We start from the raw sequence: 18,925 nt of genomic DNA, 5'->3' as shown, positions 1-18,925 counted from the left end.
TCCGTTGCGTGCTGTCGGCCAGCCATGCAAAGTCATGCCAATTGTGCCCACAGTCCGGCGCTATGCACGACACACGGCGGCGGACGATGGTTGTGCTCGGGCAGCGGGCTCAGCGCCCGAGCCGTCCCCGCACCATTCCGACCATGGAGTTCAGCTCCTCGATCCGCATCTTCTTCGCCGAGACGAAGAAGACTCCGAGCAGCACGGCCCCGCCGACGACCAGCGCCACCAGCGAGCCGAACACGCCCTGGCCGAGGCCCTTGAGCGCCGCGTAGCCCACCGCGCCGCCGATCGCGGCCGCCGGTACGGACGCCAGACACAGCCTCGCGTAGGTACGCAGGACGTGCGCGCCGTCCAGGTCGCCGCCCAGCCGGTTGCGCAGCCGGCGCCAGGCCACCCCGACGCCCACGGCATACGCCAGACCGTATGCGCCGGCCATGCCCACGACCGCCCACTGGGCGGGCAGCAGCATGTAGCAGGCGGCCGAGGCGGCGGCGTTCACCGCGGCCACGATCACGGTGTTGTAGAACGGCGTGCGGGTGTCCTCGTACGCGTAGAAGCCGCGCAGGACGACGTACTGGACCGAGTACGGGATCAGGCCCAGCGCGAACGCCATCAGGATGAAGCCCATGGAGCGGGCGGCCTCGGTGCTGGTGTTGGCGTACAGCAGGCTGCACATCGGGACGCCGAGCGCGAGGAACGCGAAGGCGATCGGGACGATCGCGACGGCCGAGTTGCGCAGGCCCTGCGAGATGTCGTCGCGCACGGCGCCCGGGTCGTTGTCGTGCGCGGCCCGGGAGATGCGCGGCAGCAGCGCGGCCATCACCGAGACGGTGATGATGGCCTGCGGCATGCCCCAGATCAGCTGGGCGTTGGAGTAGGCCAGGAAGCCCGCTCCATGTGCGCCCGACGCCTTTCCGGCGGCCGTGGCGAGCTGGGTGACGACGAGGACACCGGCCTGGTTGGCGAGCACGAACAGCACGGTCCACTTGGCGAGCTTGACCGTCTTGCCGAGACCGTGGCCCTTCCAGTCGAAGCGCGGCCGGAACCGGAAGCCGGTCTCCCGCAGGTACGGGATCATCGCCAGCGCCTGGACGACCAGGCCGAGCAGCGTGCCGATGCCCAGCAGGCGGATGCCGTCCGCCGGGATGGTCTGCACGCCCATGTGGGACTCGCCCGAGGTGCCGTACACCCAGATGAACAGGCCAAACGTGCCGATCATGACGATGTTGTTGAGGACCGGCGTCCACATCATCGCGCCGAACTTGCCGCGCGCGTTGAGGATCTGCCCCAGCACCACGTGCACACCCATGAAGAAGATCGTGGGCAGGCAGTAGCGGGCGAAGGTGACGGCGACGCTGTTGGCGGCCGTGTCGTCGGAGATGGTGCTCGACATCAGCTTGATCAGCAGCGGGGCCGTGAGGACCACGAGCGTGACGATCGCGCCGAGCGCCACCATGACGAGGGTCAGCAGCCGGTTGGCGTACGCCTCGCCGCCGTCCTCGTCGTCCTTCATGGACCGCACCAGCTGCGGCACGAACACCGAGTTCAGGCCGCCGCCGACAGTGAGGATGTAGATCATCGTCGGCAGGGTGTACGCGACGGTGTAGGTGTCGCCGAGCAGCGACGTGCCAAGCGCGACGGTGATCACCAGGCTGCGGACGAAGCCGGTGAGCCGCGACACGAGGGTGCCCGCGGCCATCACGGCGCTCGACTTGAGCAGGTTGGAGGCGCGGCCGCCCGACTCCTTCTGCGGCACGGGAGGCAGCGGCTCGGGCTCCGGACCGGCCGGTGCCGGGCCCGACGCCTGCTGGTCCCGGTAGAGGTACGCGAAGGCGTCCTGCTCGGGCAGCTCCTCGCCCGAATGGGTGACCAGGTCGTCGACGCCCACGAACTGCGTGGTGCCCGCGGTGTCGCCGTACGGCAGATGACGCGACGGCCCGTCCGGCTCGGGGGGCGGGGTCTGGGCCCAGATCCGGGGGTCCGGCGCGTACTGCTGCGCGGGCGGCTGCTGGTAGAGCGGCTGCGGCTCGGCGTAGGTGCCCGGGGGCGGCGGCGGGTGCGCGGCACGGTCGTACAGCGCCTCGCCCACCGGGTCCTGGGCGGACAGGTCCTGCGCCCGGTACGGGTCGTAGCCGTAGGCGTCCTGGAGGTACGGGTCCGCCGCGGGCTGCTGCTGGTACGGGTCGGGCACGGGCTGCTGCTGATACGGGTCCGGTGCGGGCTGCTGCGGCGGAGGCACCTGCCCGGCGTAGGGAGGCACCGGGGGCGTGCCCCCGGAAGACGCGGAGCCGCCGCCCGCGCCCTGCCCGCGGTCACCGTCGTACGGCGCGTTCATGGATACCCCACCTCATCGTCCCCGGCCTGGCCGGCCACGGCATAGCGATAGCTCAATGCTCCACTTTCTCACCCGGGCCGGGCGAGGCCCCGCTTTCCGGACCGGTGTCCGGTGTCGGGTCACTCGGCTGCTCGGGATCGTCACCGTGTCCGGGCTCGGCGCCGTCGCCGTCCCCGTTCTCCTCGCCGTTCTCCTTCCGGGCCGTCGAGCGCTTGCGCTGGGTGTACATCCTGATGCCCGCGAGGACGAGCAGCAGGACACCGCCGGCGATCACCAGCATCACCGTCGGGGTGATCTCGGAGACCTGGACCGTGAACTCCATGGGGTCGCCGTACGGCGTGCCGTCCTGGGTGTACAGCCGCGCGGTCACCTGAACGGGGCCGTTGGCGTTCGCCGTGGCGGTGAACTTCACCGACTGGGTGTGCCCGCCGTCGACCTTGACCTGCTGGCCGCCGTTCGCGTCGTCGTTGGTGGTCACCTTGAGACGGGTGGGGCTGCTCGGCTCCAGCCGCAGCACCAGGTTGTCGACGGGCTGGACCAGCTGGTTCTGCACCGTGACAGCGAGTGTGGCGCTGCGGCCCGACATGGTGGCCGTGGACTTCTGGATGAGCCGGACCTTGTCGGTGAGACTGTCCAGATAGCTCTGGACGCCGGCCCGGTAGACCACGGCGCCCTCGCGGTTGGTGCGCCAGGACGTCGACATCTCGCGGTTGATGGCGTTGCCGAACGGGGTGACCACCCGGTCGGGGGCGGTCAGGATGACCTTGAACTTGTCCAGGGTGCCCTGGGTGCTGCGCATGTCCTGGAACGCCTGCGGCGGCAGCTCGTCCTTGCGCAGCGCTCCCGGGTACGAGGAGGCGCTGGGGACCCGGGTGGCGGCGTGGGCGTCCGGCTTGGCCGCGGCGGCCGCGTCGAGGCCGAGCGGCTGGGTCCAGCGCTGTCCGCTCAGGGCGCGGATGGCGCTCGCCATCGTCTGGGCCTGGCTGGCGGAGGGCATCCGCTGCGGAGCGACGACGATGCTGCGCTGGGTGTCGGTGTTCTGGAGCGCGGTGGCCAGCGTCTGGGCCAGGAACTCCTGCACCGCCAGGGTGGAGCTGCCCGCTCTCGACATGTCGCCCTCGAACGCCGTGGAGAGCCGGGCGTCGGCGACCACGGCGGTGGTGCCGCCGCCGATCGGCCGGGCGGCCGTCGGCGAGTACGACAGGCCCCCCGTCTCACGGAGGCTGTCGCTGCGGGCGATCACGTTGTGAGCGCCGGCCGAGGTGGCCACGTCCACGATCGACGGGTCGACCGCGCCGTCCACGGGCCAGGCGAAGTCGACCGACGGGGTCACGTGCAGGATCGTGTCGACGGTCTTCTCGGCGACCTCGGTGGCGCCCTGTAGATGGCTCAGCGAGCCCGAGACGTCCTTGCCCCGGTGGGCGAGCGAGGCCAGGTCCGGGTCGGCGAAGGGCAGCGCGACGACCTTGTCGCCCTGCACCGCCTCCTCAAGCGAGCTCAGCCACTGCTTGGCCACTTCCTGATTGGTGCCCGGCACATTGGTGTCGCCGGAGTTGACCTTGTAGTTGCGGGTCATCGCGTCGACGGCGGCCAGCAGGTCGGGGTCTATCACCCAGGTCACCGGCAGCTGGCTGCCGAGCGAGACCATCCGCTCCAGGCGGCCGCCCGGGGCGAGCTCGGCGGCCAGCGAGTCGTCGGCGAAGACCGGCGTCTGCTGTTCGTCCGAGCCCGTCTGCGCGGTGAGGTGGGTCGAGGAGATCAGCGGCCACATGTAGGTGAGCTGCGACTTCTTGCCGTCGACGGCCTCCGGCTGCCACGGCAGGAAGGTCCGCTGGATGCCCAGGACCTGGTCGTACTGCTGGTTCGGTGTCTGGCCCGAGAGGGACACGCCGAGCTGGTACACGCCGTCCCCGTCCAGGCCCAGCTTGCTCACCGGTACGGAGAGGGTGAAGTCCCGGCTGATCCCCGGAGCCAGCTTCGGGAACTTGACCGTGGGCCCGTCACCGAGCTCGGAGGCGTCGACGCCGGGGGTGAAGCCGGTGCGCTCGGAGGCGTCGTCGATCGTGGTGCGGCCCTGGAGCCGCCCGCCGACCCGCAGTCCCACATGGGCGCTCGTGACGGCCTGCCTGCCCGTGTTGGTGACTGTCCCCGAGATGGTCAGCGTGTCGCTCTTGACGGGGGCGCTGGGCGTCATCGAGTCGAGCGTCACCTGGACGGTGCGCGACCCGGTCCCGGCCTGGCCCACGGCGGCCTTCTCGGCGGCGTGGGCCACCGGCGCGGGGGCCGTCCCGGAGAGCAGTCCGGCGAGCAGGGGTGCGCCGACCAGCAGCGCCGCAGTGCGGCGCAGCCACCGGCGGGCAGGAGAGTGGCCCGTCCCCTGAGAATCTGCCGCCTCGGCCACGCGTTCGCCCGTCCCTCGTCGTCGTCAGCTGTGTCGGTGGTTGTCGGTTTCTGCGTCCACGCATGGTAACGAGGTGGACTGTGGCGAAGTGCCGTGGACTGCTCCACATGATCGGAAGAGTGTGACAGGGCGGCGCGCGAGGCGCCTTTTCAAGCCGCCGGGGACGCCCGCGGAGCCGGTCCGCGCGGGGCGGGCGGAAACGGGGACGCTCCGGTCGGCCGGGGCACGTACCCTTTTCTGTTGTGCCGAACGCCAATGAAGACAATCCCAGCGCACTGAGCCAGGTGCAGCGCCGCGCGGTCAGTGAACTGCTGCGGGTGTCCCCTGTCGCCGACGACCTCGCCCGCCGCTTCCAGGAGGCCGGGTTCTCTCTCGCCCTGGTCGGCGGCTCGGTGCGGGACGCGCTCCTTGGCCGGCTCGGGAACGACCTGGACTTCACCACGGACGCCCGCCCCGAGGACGTGCTGAAGATCGTGCGCCCGTGGTCGGACGCGGTCTGGGAGGTCGGGATCGCCTTCGGGACCGTCGGCTGCCAGAAGGACGGCTACCTCATCGAGGTGACGACGTACCGCTCCGAGGCGTACGACCGGACCTCGCGCAAGCCCGAGGTGTCCTACGGCGACTCCATCGAGCAGGACCTGGTCCGCCGCGACTTCACTGTCAACGCGATGGCCGTGGCGCTCCCCGAGAAGGAGTTCATCGACCCGCACGGCGGCCTGGAGGACCTGGCGGAGCGCGTGCTGCGCACCCCCGGCACCCCCGAGGAGTCGTTCTCGGACGATCCGCTGCGCATGATGCGGGCCGCGCGCTTCGCCGCGCAGCTCGACTTCGAGGTGGCCCCCGAGGTCGTCGCCGCGATGAAGGCGATGGCCGACCGGATCGAGATCGTCTCTGCCGAGCGGGTGCGCGACGAGCTGAACAAGCTCCTTGTCTCCACTCACCCGCGCAAGGGGCTGCGGCTGCTCGTCGACACCGGGCTCGCCGACCACGTCCTGCCCGAGCTGCCCGCACTGCGGCTGGAGAGCGACGAGCACCACCGGCACAAGGACGTCTACGAGCACTCGCTGACGGTCCTGGACCAGGCCATCGCGCTGGAGAAGGACGGGCCCGACCTGGTGCTGCGGCTCGCAGCGCTGCTGCACGACATCGGCAAGCCGAGGACGCGCCGGTTCGAGCAGGACGGCCGGGTCTCCTTCCACCACCACGAGGTGGTCGGCGCGAAGATGACCAAGAAGCGCATGACCGCGCTGAAGTACTCCAACGACATGGTCAAGGACGTCTCGCGGCTGGTTGAGCTGCATCTGCGCTTCCACGGCTACGGCACGGGCGAGTGGACCGACTCGGCGGTGCGCCGCTACGTACGCGACGGCGGGCCGCTCCTGGACCGGCTGCACAAGCTGACCCGCTCGGACTGCACCACGCGGAACAAGCGCAAGGCCAGTGCCCTGTCCAACGCGTATGACGGTCTTGAGGAGCGGATCGCGCAGCTCCAGGAGCAGGAGGAGCTCGACTCGATCCGCCCGGACCTGGACGGCAACCAGATCATGGAGATCCTGGGGATCAGCCCCGGTCCGGCGATCGGCCAGGCGTACAAGCACCTGCTGGAGCTGCGGCTGGAGCACGGGCCGATGGAGCACGACGCGGCGGTCGCGGCGCTCAAGGAGTGGTGGGCCGCGCAGGGCTGAGGCCATGTTTCACGTGAAACACGACTCGTTTCACGTGAAACATCACGGCACGGCGGTACGACGAGGGGCGATGTTTCACGTGAAACATCGCCCCTCGCGTCTGCCTCGGACTACTTCTTGTAGTCCTCCAGGCAGAGGGTGAAGTCCTTGCTGCCGCCCGTCTGCGTGTACTCCGAGTACTTGGTGCGGTCGCAGCCGCTGTTGTCGTCCTTCTTCTCGACGACCTTGTACTTCGCCTTGGAGTCGTCGCAGCTCACGACCTTCAGGTCCGGGTGGGTCGTGCTGGCCGGGTTGCCGATGCTCATGCAGTCGCCCACCTTGGCGGTGTCGGCGTCATGGCGGCTGGTGTACCAGCCCACGGCCGCGGCGAAGAGGACGCTCACCGCGATGACGATCCGCACGATCTTCTTGACGTTGCGGCGCGGCGGGGCGGGCGCCGGCGCGTGCGGTATCGGGGCGCCCTGGTGCATGTAGGGCGACGGCTGCTGCGGGACTCCGGGCTGGCCCGGCTGCTGGCCGTACGGAGCGCCTCCCTGCGGCGGTCCGTACGGGCCTGCGCCCTGCGGCTGGCCGTAGGGAGCGTTGGGCTGCGGCGCGTACGGGTTCTGGCCCTGGGGCGGCGGAGTGGACACTTCGGGGTTCCCCCTTGGTGAAAAACAGGCGATGTATGACGCCCGTAAGGTAGCGGTCCGCTAGGACAACCCCGATACCGGAGGGGACTCTGTGGCCCTCATGTGACACTCGCCGCGCTGAAAGCGGGTCATAAACACTGCTACTGCCGCGTAGATGACGGAGACCGTGACAACCAGAGGAGCCGACTTGCCGTCAGGCGGCAGCATCAGCGCGGCAACCGCTGCGGCGCCGACGAAGGCCACGTTGAAGAGCACGTCGTAGAGCGAGAAGACCCGGCCCCGGAACCCGTCGTCCACCGAGGACTGCACCACCGTGTCCGTGGAGATCTTCGCGCCCTGGGTGACCAGACCCAGGACGAAGGCGGCGATCAGGATGGGCACGGGAGCGAACGACAGCCCCAGAGCGGGCTCCAGGACCGCCGCCGTCGCCGCGCACACCGCCATCCACCCATAGGGACCCAGCCGCGCCACCGCACCGGGTGTCACGACGGCCGCAGCGAAGAACCCCGCCCCCGAGACGGCCACCGCGAGCCCCAGCAGGGCCAGTCCGTCGGAGGTGCCGTCGGCCCAGGCGTACCGGCAGAGCATCAGCACCATGACGGTCAGGGCCCCGTAACAGAAGCGCAGGAGCGTCATCGCGGCCAGGACCCGGGCGGCCGACGGGCGCCGCCTCAGATGCCGCAGCCCGTCGACCAGGCCGCGTGCCGTCGTACGGATCGCCGTGCCCACACCGGGCTGTGCCGACTCCGGGTCGGGTCCGAGCAGCGCGGGCGCCAGGCGTAGCGACCACAGGGCCGCGCAGAGATAGAGGAGGGATCCGAGCAGGACGGTCGCGGCGTCGACGGGGACCAGCAGGCGCACCCCGAAGGCGAGGCCGCCGCCCGCGGTCGCGGCCAGTGTTCCGGCCGTCGGGGAGAGGGAGTTGGCCATGATGAGCCGGTCCTGGTCCACGACCCTGGGCAGCGCGGCCGACAGTCCGGCCAGGACGAAGCGGTTGACGGCGGTGACACAGAGCGCGGAGGCGTAGAAGAGCGGGTCGGGCGCGGCGGCGACGAGGAGCAGCGCGGTGCAGCCTGCCAGCAGGGCCCGCAGCAGATTGCCGTACAGAAAGACCTGGCGCCGCTGCCAGCGGTCGAGCAGGACGCCCGCGAAGGGGCCGACCACGGAGTAGGGCAGCAGCAGGACGGCCATGGCCGAGGCGATCGCGGTGGGCGAGGTCTGTTTCTCGGGGGAGAAGACGACATGTGTGGCGAGCGCGACCTGGTAGACGCCGTCCGCCGCCTGGGACAGCAGCCGTACGGCCAGCAGATGCCGGAAATTCCTCAGGCGCAGGAGTACGCGCAGATCACGCACGACGGGCATGTGTGCAAGCGTCACATACGAAGAGGGTCCCCGGGCCGGTGCGGCACAGGGACCCTCAACAGTCGGACGGAAGCCGAGACTTAGCGCTCGACCTCGCCCTTGATGAACTTTTCGACGTTCTCGCGGGCCTCGTCGTCGAAGTACTGGACCGGCGGGGACTTCATGAAGTACGAGGACGCGGAGAGGATCGGGCCGCCGATGCCGCGGTCCTTGGCGATCTTCGCGGCGCGCACGGCGTCGATGATGACACCCGCGGAGTTCGGGGAGTCCCACACCTCGAGCTTGTACTCAAGGTTCAGCGGGACGTCGCCGAAGGCGCGGCCCTCGAGGCGCACGTACGCCCACTTGCGGTCGTCGAGCCACGCGACGTAGTCGGACGGGCCGATGTGGACGTTGTCCTCGCCCAGCTCGCGGTCGCGGATCTGAGAGGTGACGGCCTGCGTCTTGGAGATCTTCTTGGACTCCAGGCGCTCGCGCTCCAGCATGTTCTTGAAGTCCATGTTGCCGCCGACGTTCAGCTGCATCGTGCGGTCCAGGATGACACCCCGGTCCTCGAACAGCTTCGCCATGACGCGGTGCGTGATGGTGGCGCCGACCTGCGACTTGATGTCGTCACCGACGATCGGCACACCGGCCTCGGTGAACTTGTCCGCCCACTCCTTGGTGCCGGCGATGAAGACCGGGAGGGCGTTGACGAACGCGACCTTGGCGTCGATGGCGCACTGCGCGTAGAACTTCGCGGCGACCTCGGAACCGACGGGGAGGTAGCAGACCAGAACGTCGACCTGCTTGTCCTTGAGGATCTGGACGACGTCGACCGGGGCCTCGGTGGACTCCTCGATGGTCTGGCGGTAGTACTTGCCCAGACCGTCGTGGGTGTGACCGCGCTGAACGGTGACGCCCGTGGTGGGCACGTCCGCGATCTTGATGGTGTTGTTCTCGCTCGCACCGATGGCGTCCGCGAGGTCGAGGCCGACCTTCTTGGCGTCCACGTCGAACGCGGCCACGAACTCCACGTCCTTGACGTGGTAGTCGCCGAACTGGACGTGCATCAGACCCGGCACCTTGCCGGCCGGGTCGGCGTCCTTGTAGTACTCGACGCCCTGCACCAGCGAGGCGGCGCAGTTGCCCACGCCGACGATGGCTACGCGAACCGAACCCATTCCGGTTGCTCCCTGTGTGTTCTCGACGAAGTCCTGCGGACGCAGGGCCTTCAGTTGGCGGTGTCCTCGGACGGATCCGGCCGGGTACTGTCCCGATGCCGGGGCAGGCCGCCCGTCTCTCCTGATGTGTGGTCCTGCTGAGCGGAGCCGGTGGCCGGGCCGGATCGCTGATCCCGCCCCGCCCGCTCGCTCTCGATGAGCTCGTTCAGCCAGCGCACCTCGCGCTCCACGGACTCCATGCCGTGGCGCTGCAGCTCAAGCGTGTAGTCGTCCAGGCGCTCGCGCGTACGGGCCAGGGAGGCGCGCATCTTCTCCAGGCGCTCCTCCAGCCGGCTGCGACGACCTTCCAGCACGCGCATCCGCACCTCGCGCTCCGTCTGCCCGAAGAAGGCGAAACGGGCGGCGAAGTGCTCGTCCTCCCAGGTGTCGGGGCCGGTGTGGGAGAGCAGTTCTTCGAAATGCTCCTTCCCCTCGGCCGTCAACCGGTAGACGATCTTGGCCCGGCGCCCTGCGAGTGAAGCGGCCAGAGCGTCCTCGGGAGCGCTGCCCGGTTCCTCGATCAACCAGCCGCTCGCGACCAGCGTCTTGAGGCAGGGGTAGAGGGTCCCGTAACTGAAGGCCCGGAAGATCCCCAGTGAGGTGTTGAGCCGCTTGCGCAGCTCGTACCCGTGCATCGGGGCCTCGCGAAGCAGACCGAGTACGGCGAATTCGAGGATGCCGGAGCGTCTGCTCACCCTTCGCCTCCTCTGCCGCCGCGGACCTTTATGCCGTGCTGATGTATCGACTCGATACATCCTGACGATAGAACGGTGGCGCCCCTGCGACAAGAGGGGCCATGGTGAACGGCGTCACATCGTCAATTCATGGGAAGCAACTTGCCTGATTTGGGGTGAACTTCGGCCCTAGGCGGGTTTTGACCGTGCGTAGTCTGTGCGGCATGCAGACCACCGGTGGCCGAATGACGTCAGGGGGCGTCGGCGCGTACAGCGCCATCGGCATACCGGGTGCGCAGCGGACGAGCTCCTCGCAGCGCTGGTCCGTGTATCGGGGGGACCGGAACTCACCAGTCGTTTTCAGGCGCTCTCGCCTGCCCGAGGAGTAGTCGTTCGATGAGCGAGCACCGTCGCAAACCGCCGGAATCGCAAGGCGGCGGCCGGGCCGCCGCCCGGCGAGCCGCGCAGCAGCCGTCCGGCCGCCGCGCGGCCCCCGCCCGGGACGCCGTCACCGGGTCGCCCTCCGCTCCCTACGGGGAGCAGCGCCCGGCCGGTGGGCGCGCCGAGGCGCGGCGAGCCGCCCAGCGGGGCGGTCGCAGACGCGGGGCCGAGCCCGGTGGCGGCGGTCCGGGGGGCCCCGGCGGCCGGCGCGGCGGTGCGGGTCCCGGCAACCGGCGGCCCGGCAAGAAGCGCTTCATCGACTACCCGCGCTTCAACAAGCGCGGGTGGCGGCGCTGGATGCCGTCCTGGAAGCTTGTGAGCGGGCTGTGCGTGGGCTTCCTCGGCACGCTGGTGGTGGTGATCGGCGTCGCGTACTGGATGGTGAGCGTCCCCAACGTCGCCCAGGCGGCCCAGGCCCAGAACAACGTCTACTTCTGGGCCGACGGCTCCCAGATGGTCGCCACCGGCGGTGAGGTCAACCGCCAGATCATTCCGTACGAGAAGATCCCCGCGGCCATGCGGTACGCGGTGATCTCGGCGGAGAACAAGACCTTCGAGACCGACTCCGGCGTGGACCCGCAGGGCATCGCGCGCGCCCTGCTGAACATGGCCAAGGGCGGGCACACGCAGGGTGGCTCCACGATCACCCAGCAGTATGTGAAGAACGCCCGGCTGGATGACCAGTCGCAGACGCTGACCCGTAAGTTCAAAGAGCTCTTCATCTCGATCAAGGTCGGTGCGACCAAGAAGAAGAGCGAGATCATGGCGGGCTATCTGAACACCGCCTACTACGGGCGCGGCGCCTACGGTCTGCAGGCCGCCGCCCGCACGTACTACAGCAAGGACGCCCAGGACCTCGACCCCAGTCAGTGCGCCTTCCTGGCCTCGCTGCTCAAGGGCGCGACGTACTTCGACCCGGCCGGCGCCACCGAGATCGACCCGGCGGCCACGCCGGAGCAGAACACCAAGAACGCCATGAACCGCTGGGCCTGGATCCTCGACGAGGAAGTCAAGGACAAGCATCTCTCCGCAGCGGACCGCGCGAAGTACAAGCTGTTCCCGATGCCGGACAAGCCCAAGAAGAACGCGCAGCTCAGCGGCCAGATCGGCTATCTGGTCAGCCTGGCCAAGGCGTACTTCGTGAACAACAACACCCAGGGCATCACCGCCGCCGACCTGGACCAGGGCGGCTACGAGATCCACACGACCTTCGACAAGAAGAAGGTCCAGGCGCTCGAAGACGTGGTGAAGAAGGTCCGCAAGGAGAACATCGACCCGAAGAAGCGGCCCCAGTACGACACCTTCGTACAGTTCGGCGCCGCGTCGGTGGACACCAAGAGCGGCGCCATCAAGGCGCTGTACGGCGGCGAGGACGCCACCAAGCACTTCACCAACAACGCCGACCAGACGGGTGCGCAGGTCGGCTCGACCTTCAAGCCCTTCGTGCTGGCCGCCGCCATGGAGTACGGCAAGCGCGATCCGAAGGGGCCCGCCGACCAGGGCGACTCGGAGCGGACGCCGGTCTCGCCGAAGAGCATCTACAGCGGTATGAACAAGCTGAAGATCAAGAACTACGACGGGACCGTGTGGACCGACAAGGACGGCGGGCAGTGGCTGCAGACCAATGACGGCGGTGAGTCCTACAACCCGCCCAGCTACGGTATAGACCTGCGGTACGCGATGCAGGAGTCCGCGAACACGCCCTATGTCCAGCTCGGCATGGACGTCGGCACCGACAAGGTGAAGGACGTCGCCCTGGCGGCGGGCCTGCGCAAGGACAGCCTGGCCTCCTCCAGCGTGCCCTCGTTCTCCATCGGTACCTCCTCCCCCAGCGCGATCCGGATGGCCGGCGCCTACGCCACCTTCGCCACCAGCGGCATGCACCGCGACCCGTACTCGGTCGACAAGGTCAACAAGCAGGGCCGGGTCGTCTACCAGCACGAGGACAAGGCGACCCGCGCCTTCTCCGCCGCGATCGCGGACAACGTCACCGACGTCCTGAAGAACGTGGTGGAGAAGGGCACCGGTACCAACGCCCAGCTCAGCGGGCGTGACGTGGCCGGCAAGACGGGTACGACCGACGGCAACCGGTCGGCGTGGTTCGTCGGCTACACGCCCCAGCTGTCGACCGCGGTCAGCATGTACCGGCTCGACGACAACGAGACCAACAAGAAGCGCGAGTTCCTGAAGATGTTCGGGACCGGCGGCCAGGAGAAGATCCACGGTGCGTCGTTCCCGGCCACCATCTGGCACGACTACATGGAGCAGGCGCTGAACGGCGTCCCGGCCGTCGACTTCCCGACGCCCGAGGCGATCGGCGACAAGGTGTACGGCGGCGGCATGTCGCCCAGCCCGAGCATGGCCCCGTCCCCCTCGTCCTCCCCGCAGCCGTCCGACAGTCCGTCGCCCACTCCGTCGATGACCCCGTCGAAGTCCCCGAAGCCCAGCAAGTCCTGCGGCAAGTGGGACTGGAACTGCAGCGGCGGACCCGGCGGCGCCGGCGGCACCAACGCCGGAGCCGACCAGGGCACCACGACCGGCAACGTCGGCGGTCCCACCGGCAACCCGTCACCCAGCAGCTCCAAACCGGGTAACGGCAATCAAGGAAATATCTTCGGCGGACCGGGCGGCGGTTAGCCGGTCCGGCGCACACGGTGGAAAGTCAGGGGCGATGTTTCACGTGAAACACCGCCCCTCGGCTTTTCCACAGAGGTGTACGGCAGGATGTGCGGCATGACGAGCGAGACCAGTGCCCGCGTGGATGAGGACCGGCGGGACGAGCCCGCCGAACCCGTCGTACGGCCCACGGAGCAGGACGAGGTCGCCGCGGCGGGCAGTGAGGTGCTGGGCGGTCCGGTGGGCCGCTGGGCCTGGGGGGCGAGCCACTGGCTCACGCCGGTGCGGGTGATCGCCCTCGTCGCGATCGGCATGTTCGCCCTGGGGATGGCGCAGAAGGCGCCGTGCTACGACTGGGCCTGGTTCCGGGGGGCGAACTCCCAGTACACCCACGCCTGCTACTCCGACGTCCCGCACCTGTATGTCGGGCGGGGCTTCGCCGACAACCTCGTCCCGTACTTCGACCGTCTCAACGGCGACATGGACTACCTCGAATACCCCGTCTTGACGGGGCTGTTCATGGAGGTGGCGGCCTGGATCACCGGGCCCGTCGGCGGGTCCATGCAGCACCGCGAGCAGATGTACTGGATGGTCAACGCGGGGATGCTGATGGCCTGCACGGCCGTCATCGCCGTCTGTGTCGCGCGCACCCACCGCCGTCGCCCCTGGGACGCCCTGCTGGTCGCCCTGGCGCCCGCCTTCGCGCTCACCGCGACGATCAACTGGGACCTCTTCGCCGTCGCTCTGACGGCCGCCGCGATGCTGATGTGGTCGCGCGGCCGCTCGCTCGCCTTCGGCATCCTCATCGGGCTGGCGACCGCCGCCAAGCTCTATCCCTTCCTGCTGCTTGGCCCGCTGCTGTTCCTGTGCTGGCGGGCCGGGAAATGGCGGGAGTACGGGGCTGCCGTGCTCGGCGCGGCGGGGGCCTGGCTGGTGGTGAACCTGCCGGTGATGCTGCTCGCGCCCGAGGGATGGAAGAAGTTCTACACCTTCAGCCAGGAGCGCTCAGTCGACTTCGGCTCCTTCTGGCTGATCATCTCGCAGCGTACGGGCAAGTCCCTGGACGTCGACATGGTGAACAACCTGGCGACGCTGCTGATGCTCGTGCTGTGTGCGGGGATCGCGGCGCTCACCCTCACCGCGCCGCGGCGGCCGCGGTTCGCACAGCTCGCCTTCCTGGTCGTCGCCGCGTTCATCCTCACCAACAAGGTCTACTCGCCGCAGTACGTGCTGTGGCTGATCCCGCTCGCCGCGCTGGCCCGGCCGCGCTGGCGGGACTTCCTGATCTGGCAGGCCGGCGAGGTGGTCTACTTCCTCGGGATCTGGATGTACCTGGCGTACACGATGAGCGGCGAGAAGCACCAGGGGCTGCCGCCCGAGGGCTATCAACTGGCCATCGCCGCCCATCTGCTGGCGACGCTGTATCTGTGCGCGGTGATCGTGCGGGACATCCTGATGCCCGAGCGGGACGCCGTACGGCGCGACGGCGCGGACGATCCGTCCGGCGGGGTGCTCGACGGCGCACCGGACGTCTTCGTCCTGGGACAGGCGGCGCATCCGCCCCGGCACGCGGCCCAGTTGACTGAAGGGCCCCGGGTGGAGTGGGGCACGCGCCAGCCGGGCGTATAGGTGAACGACGAAGGGGCCCCTGCCGCCGGCAGGGGCCCCTTCGCGTCGGCTAGCGGTCGACCAGGCGGTCGAACTGCGTGGTGGTGTGCCGCAGATGGGCCACCAGCTCGTCGCCCACCCTCGGCTCCTGGGAGTCGGAGGGGACGAACAGGATCGACACCTGCATGTGCGGCGGCTCGGCGAACCAGCGCTGCTTGCCGTCCCAGACGAACGGCGACAGGTTGCGGTTGACCGTCGCGAGACCGGCCCGGGCGACGCCCTTGGCGCGCGGCATCACACCGTGCACCGCCTTCGGAGCCTCAAGGCCCACGCCGTGGGAGGTGCCGCCCGCGACCACGACCAGCCAGCCGTCGGAGGCGGCCTTCTGCTGGCGGTAGCCGAAACGATCCCCCTTCGCGACCCGGGTGACGTCCAGGACGGCACCCCGGTACTCGGTCGCCTTGTGGTCGCCGAGCCACAGCCGCGTACCGATGCGGGCGCGGAAGCGGGTCTGCGGGAACTGCTGCTGGAGCCTTGCCTGTTCCTCGGCCCGCAGATGGCTGACGAACATGGTGTGCAGCGGCAGCCGGGCCGCGCGCAGCCGGTCCATCCAGGCGATGACCTCCTCGACCGCGTCCGAGCCGTCGGTGCGGTCGAGCGGGAGGTGCAGGGCAAAGCCCTCCAGGCGCACGTCGTCGATGGCGGAGTGGAGCATGCCGAGCTCCTCCTCCTTGATGCCGTGGCGCTTCATCGAGCTCATGCACTCGATGACCACGCGCGCGCCGACCAGGGCGTGCACCCCGTCGACGGACGACACGGAGCGGATGACGCGGTCCGGCAGCGGCACCGGCTCCTCGCCCCGGCGGAACGGCGTGAGCACCAGCAGGTCCCCGCCGAACCAGTCCTTGATGCGGGCCGCCTCGTACGTGGTGCCGACGGCCAGGACGTCCGAGCCGAACCGGCTCACCTCCTCGGCCAGCCGCTCATGGCCGAAGCCGTACCCGTTGCCCTTGCAGACCGGGACGATGCCCGGGAACTGATCGACCACGGACTTCTGGTGCGCCCGCCAGCGAGCGGTGTCGACGTACAGGGAGAGCGCCATGGACGATCCGGAACCTTTCTGGTGGCTGCGGTGAAGGGGAGGTACGAGACGAGGTTACGCAACCATCAGCGACGCGACATGTAGATGTCGAGAGCCTTGTGCAGCAGCTTGTTGAGCGGGAAGTCCCACTCGCCGAGGTACTCGGCGGCCTCGCCGCCGGTGCCCACCTTGAACTGGATGAGGCCGAAGAGGTGGTCGGTCTCGTCCAGCGAGTCGGAGATGCCGCGCAGGTCGTAGACGGTCGCGCCCATGGCGTACGCGTCGCGCAGCATCCGCCACTGCATCGCGTTCGAGGGCCGGACCTCACGGCCGATGTTGTCGGAGGCGCCGTAGGAGTACCAGACGTGCCCGCCGACGACGAGCATCGTCGCCGCGGACAGGTTCACACCGTTGTGCCGCGCGAAGTAGAGCCGCATGCGGTTGGGGTCCTCGTTGTTGAGGACCGTCCACATGCGCTGGAAGTACGAGAGCGGGCGCGGCCGGAAGTGGTCGCGCACGGCGGTGATCTCGTACAGCCGCTGCCACTCCTCAAGGTCGTGGTAGCCGCCCTGGACGACCTCGACGCCGGCCTTCTCGGCCTTCTTGATGTTGCGGCGCCACAGTTGGTTGAAGCCCTTGAGGACGTCGTCGAGCGAGCGGTTGGCGAGCGGCACCTGGAAGACGTAGCGCGGCTGCACGTCGCCGAAGCCGGCGCCGCCGTCCTCGCCCTGCTGCCAGCCCATCTTCCGCAGCCGGTCGGCGACTTCGAAGGCGCGCGGCTCGATGTGGGAGGCCTCGACGTCCCGCAGGCGCTTGACGTCCGGGTCCTGGATGCCCGACTTGATGGCGGTCGAGTCCCAGCGGCGGATGACGACCGGCGGGCCCATCTTCACCGAGAAGGCGCCCTGGTGCTTCAGGTGCGCCAGCATCGGCTGGAGCCAGTCGTCGAGGTTCGGGGCGTACCAGTTGATGACCGGGCCCTCGGGCAGGTACGCGAGGTACCGCTTGATCTTCGGGAGCTGCCGGTAGAGCACCAGACCGGCGCCGACCATCTGGCCGTTCGCATCGAACCAACCCAGGTTCTCCGAGCGCCACTCGGTCTTCACATCGGCCCATGCCGGGACCTGGCAGTGGCTAGCCGCGGGCAGGCTCTGGATGTAAGCCAGATGCTGCTCTCGGCTGATGGTCCTCAGGGTCAGGCTCATGCGGGGCGCTCCTCGGCAGGTGTGTCCCCATGGGTACAGGGGCTCCGGCTCTCGCGCCGAAGCCTACTGCGCCCGGGGAGCACCCCGACTGGCCGTACGGGCCCTGGGGGTGCGAGGAGGTCTCAGCCGCCGATCACACCGCCGAACAGGCCGCCGTGTGCCATGCCCAGGAAGAAGCCCACGGCGGAGGCGCCGAGGCCGAGGATCAGCAGGAAACGCTCCCGGGTCGTCGCCGAGATGAACTGTCCGTACGCACCGGTGAGGATGCCGACGAGGCCCGCCCACGAGCTGATCAGATGCAGGTTGTGGAAGAAGGCCGTGGTGAACGCCACTGCGCCGAGCAGCACGGTCACCGCCATGAAGGCGTCCTGAAGGGGATGGGCCTTGCCGTCGGTGGCGAAGAGGGAGACGACGGACGAGTTCGATCGCATTGCCTGTGCCATGGGGCACCTCCTGGCGGAAGCGGAACGCGGCGAAGGGTAGCGCCGCGCACACCCGATGTGTACAGATTCTGCCCCCTGACCGCCGGATTTCAACCGGAAGCGGATGTGCGGGTACTCTGTACGGTCTGCACCGGTGTCTGCCCTGGCCAGTACGCGGTCCCCCTCTTGAGAGCGGGATTGTCAGTGGTCGCGGATACCGTTGCGTACGCATCACGACCCTCCTGCCACGGAACGACCGTGGCCGCTGAGTCCAAAGGAGGTGGGTTCCACATGCGTCACTACGAGGTGATGGTCATCCTCGACCCCGATCTGGAGGAGCGCGCTGTCTCCCCCCTGATCGAGAACTTCCTCTCCGTCGTCCGTGAGGGCAACGGAAAGGTCGAGAAGGTCGACACCTGGGGCCGTCGTCGTCTCTCCTACGAGATCAAGAAGAAGCCCGAGGGCATCTACACGGTCATCGACCTCCAGGCCGAGCCTGCGGTCGTCAAGGAGCTCGACCGTCAGATGAACCTGAACGAGTCGGTCCTCCGGACCAAGGTCCTCCGTCCCGAGACCCACTGAGCTTCCGCTCAGAAGTCATCGGGTTCCGAGTAGCAACACAGCAGCCAGCAGCAATCCCCGCCGAGAGGTTCACCCATGGCAGGCGAGACCGTCATCACGGTCGTCGGCAATCTCGTCGACGACCCCGAGCTGCGCTTCACCCCGTCCGGTGCGGCCGTCGCGAAGTTCCGTGTCGCGTCGACTCCCCGCACCTTCGACCGTCAGACCAATGAGTGGAAGGACGGCGAGAGCCTGTTCCTGACCTGCTCGGTCTGGCGTCAGGCGGCGGAGAACGTCGCCGAGTCGCTTCAGCGAGGCATGCGCGTCATCGTGCAGGGCCGGCTGAGGCAGCGGTCCTACGAGGACCGCGAGGGCGTCAAGCGCACGGTCTACGAGCTGGACGTCGAGGAAGTCGGCCCCAGCCTCAAGAACGCCACGGCCAAGGTCACCAAGACCACCGGTCGAGGCGGCCAGGGTGGCTACGGCGGCGGTCAGCAGCAGGGCGGCGGCAACTGGGGCGGAGCCCCCAGCGGTGGCCCGCAGGGCGGCGGCGCTCCCGCCGACGACCCCTGGGCCTCCAGCGCGCCGGCCGGCGGCGGCCAGCAGCAGGGTGGCGGCGGTGGCGGCTGGGGCGGAAGCTCCGGCGGCTCCGGCGGCGGCTACTCGGACGAGCCGCCCTTCTAGGGCAGCCCGTACC

14 protein-coding genes are annotated in these 18,925 nt (G+C 69.1%); 5 read left to right on the top strand and 9 right to left on the bottom strand.

Features of this window, described 5'->3' with window-relative positions:
- Positions 1-109: 109 nt before the first annotated feature.
- Complete coding sequence (murJ, locus tag ACT1U9_RS15550) at positions 110-2,338, bottom strand: murein biosynthesis integral membrane protein MurJ (protein WP_444538872.1); 2,229 nt, start codon at positions 2,336-2,338, stop codon at positions 110-112.
- Positions 2,339-2,390: 52 nt separating this feature from the next.
- Complete coding sequence (locus tag ACT1U9_RS15545) at positions 2,391-4,739, bottom strand: DUF6049 family protein (protein ID WP_444538871.1); 2,349 nt, start codon at positions 4,737-4,739, stop codon at positions 2,391-2,393.
- Between the two features lie 242 nt (positions 4,740-4,981).
- On the opposite strand from ACT1U9_RS15545, the gene ACT1U9_RS15540 reads away from it, so the two are divergent.
- A complete protein-coding gene (locus ACT1U9_RS15540; RefSeq protein WP_444538870.1) occupies positions 4,982-6,424 on the top strand; it encodes a CCA tRNA nucleotidyltransferase in 1,443 nt (480 codons plus the stop codon).
- A 110-nt stretch (positions 6,425-6,534) separates the two neighbouring features.
- Here ACT1U9_RS15540 and ACT1U9_RS15535 read toward each other — a convergent pair whose 3' ends face one another.
- From ACT1U9_RS15535 to ACT1U9_RS15520, 4 genes are all read right to left on the bottom strand, one after another.
- The gene (locus ACT1U9_RS15535) at positions 6,535-7,056 is read right to left on the bottom strand and encodes an LppU/SCO3897 family protein (RefSeq protein ID WP_444538869.1); all 522 of its coding nucleotides are present in this window, start codon (positions 7,054-7,056) and stop codon (positions 6,535-6,537) included.
- Between the two features lie 60 nt (positions 7,057-7,116).
- Positions 7,117-8,418: an MFS transporter gene (locus ACT1U9_RS15530; RefSeq protein ID WP_444538868.1), complete on the bottom strand. Its 1,302-nt coding sequence runs from the start codon at positions 8,416-8,418 to the stop codon at positions 7,117-7,119.
- Positions 8,419-8,498: 80 nt separating this feature from the next.
- The gene (locus ACT1U9_RS15525; RefSeq protein ID WP_444538867.1) at positions 8,499-9,581 is read right to left on the bottom strand and encodes an inositol-3-phosphate synthase; all 1,083 of its coding nucleotides are present in this window, start codon (positions 9,579-9,581) and stop codon (positions 8,499-8,501) included.
- A gap of 50 nt (positions 9,582-9,631) precedes the next feature.
- A complete protein-coding gene (locus tag ACT1U9_RS15520) occupies positions 9,632-10,315 on the bottom strand; it encodes a PadR family transcriptional regulator (RefSeq protein WP_188276669.1) in 684 nt (227 codons plus the stop codon).
- Between the two features lie 375 nt (positions 10,316-10,690).
- Here ACT1U9_RS15520 and ACT1U9_RS15515 point away from each other — a divergent pair, with 375 nt between their 5' ends.
- Both ACT1U9_RS15515 and ACT1U9_RS15510 read left to right on the top strand, forming a co-directional pair.
- A complete protein-coding gene (locus ACT1U9_RS15515; RefSeq protein WP_444538866.1) occupies positions 10,691-13,372 on the top strand; it encodes a transglycosylase domain-containing protein in 2,682 nt (893 codons plus the stop codon).
- Positions 13,373-13,468: 96 nt separating this feature from the next.
- Complete coding sequence (locus tag ACT1U9_RS15510) at positions 13,469-14,980, top strand: glycosyltransferase family 87 protein (RefSeq protein ID WP_444538865.1); 1,512 nt, start codon at positions 13,469-13,471, stop codon at positions 14,978-14,980.
- Positions 14,981-15,029: 49 nt separating this feature from the next.
- Here ACT1U9_RS15510 and ACT1U9_RS15505 read toward each other — a convergent pair whose 3' ends face one another.
- The 3 genes from ACT1U9_RS15505 to ACT1U9_RS15495 all read right to left on the bottom strand — a co-directional run bounded on the left by ACT1U9_RS15505 (position 15,030) and on the right by ACT1U9_RS15495 (position 17,688).
- Positions 15,030-16,061, bottom strand: a complete 1,032-nt coding sequence (locus ACT1U9_RS15505) for an alanine racemase (RefSeq protein WP_444538864.1) — start codon at positions 16,059-16,061, stop codon at positions 15,030-15,032.
- A gap of 65 nt (positions 16,062-16,126) precedes the next feature.
- The gene (locus ACT1U9_RS15500) at positions 16,127-17,245 is read right to left on the bottom strand and encodes a lipid II:glycine glycyltransferase FemX (protein WP_188276665.1); all 1,119 of its coding nucleotides are present in this window, start codon (positions 17,243-17,245) and stop codon (positions 16,127-16,129) included.
- A gap of 122 nt (positions 17,246-17,367) precedes the next feature.
- Positions 17,368-17,688 carry a hypothetical protein gene (locus ACT1U9_RS15495; RefSeq protein ID WP_188276664.1) on the bottom strand — a complete coding sequence of 107 codons (321 nt, stop codon included), beginning with the start codon at positions 17,686-17,688 and terminating at the stop codon, positions 17,368-17,370.
- A 270-nt stretch (positions 17,689-17,958) separates the two neighbouring features.
- Here ACT1U9_RS15495 and rpsF point away from each other — a divergent pair, with 270 nt between their 5' ends.
- Both rpsF and ACT1U9_RS15485 read left to right on the top strand, forming a co-directional pair.
- A complete protein-coding gene (gene rpsF / locus ACT1U9_RS15490; RefSeq protein WP_067162183.1) occupies positions 17,959-18,249 on the top strand; it encodes a 30S ribosomal protein S6 in 291 nt (96 codons plus the stop codon).
- Positions 18,250-18,324: 75 nt separating this feature from the next.
- On the top strand, positions 18,325-18,912 hold the full coding sequence (locus tag ACT1U9_RS15485; RefSeq protein ID WP_444538863.1) for a single-stranded DNA-binding protein: 588 nt from the start codon (positions 18,325-18,327) through the stop codon (positions 18,910-18,912).
- The last annotated feature ends 13 nt before the right edge of the window (positions 18,913-18,925 follow it).

Origin of the sequence: Streptomyces sp. BR1, from assembly GCF_052373795.1 — a bacterium.
Classification (GTDB): domain Bacteria; phylum Actinomycetota; class Actinomycetes; order Streptomycetales; family Streptomycetaceae; genus Streptomyces.
The sequence above is the reverse complement of the archived record's forward strand: the minus strand, read 5'-3'. Positions and strand labels throughout refer to the sequence as shown.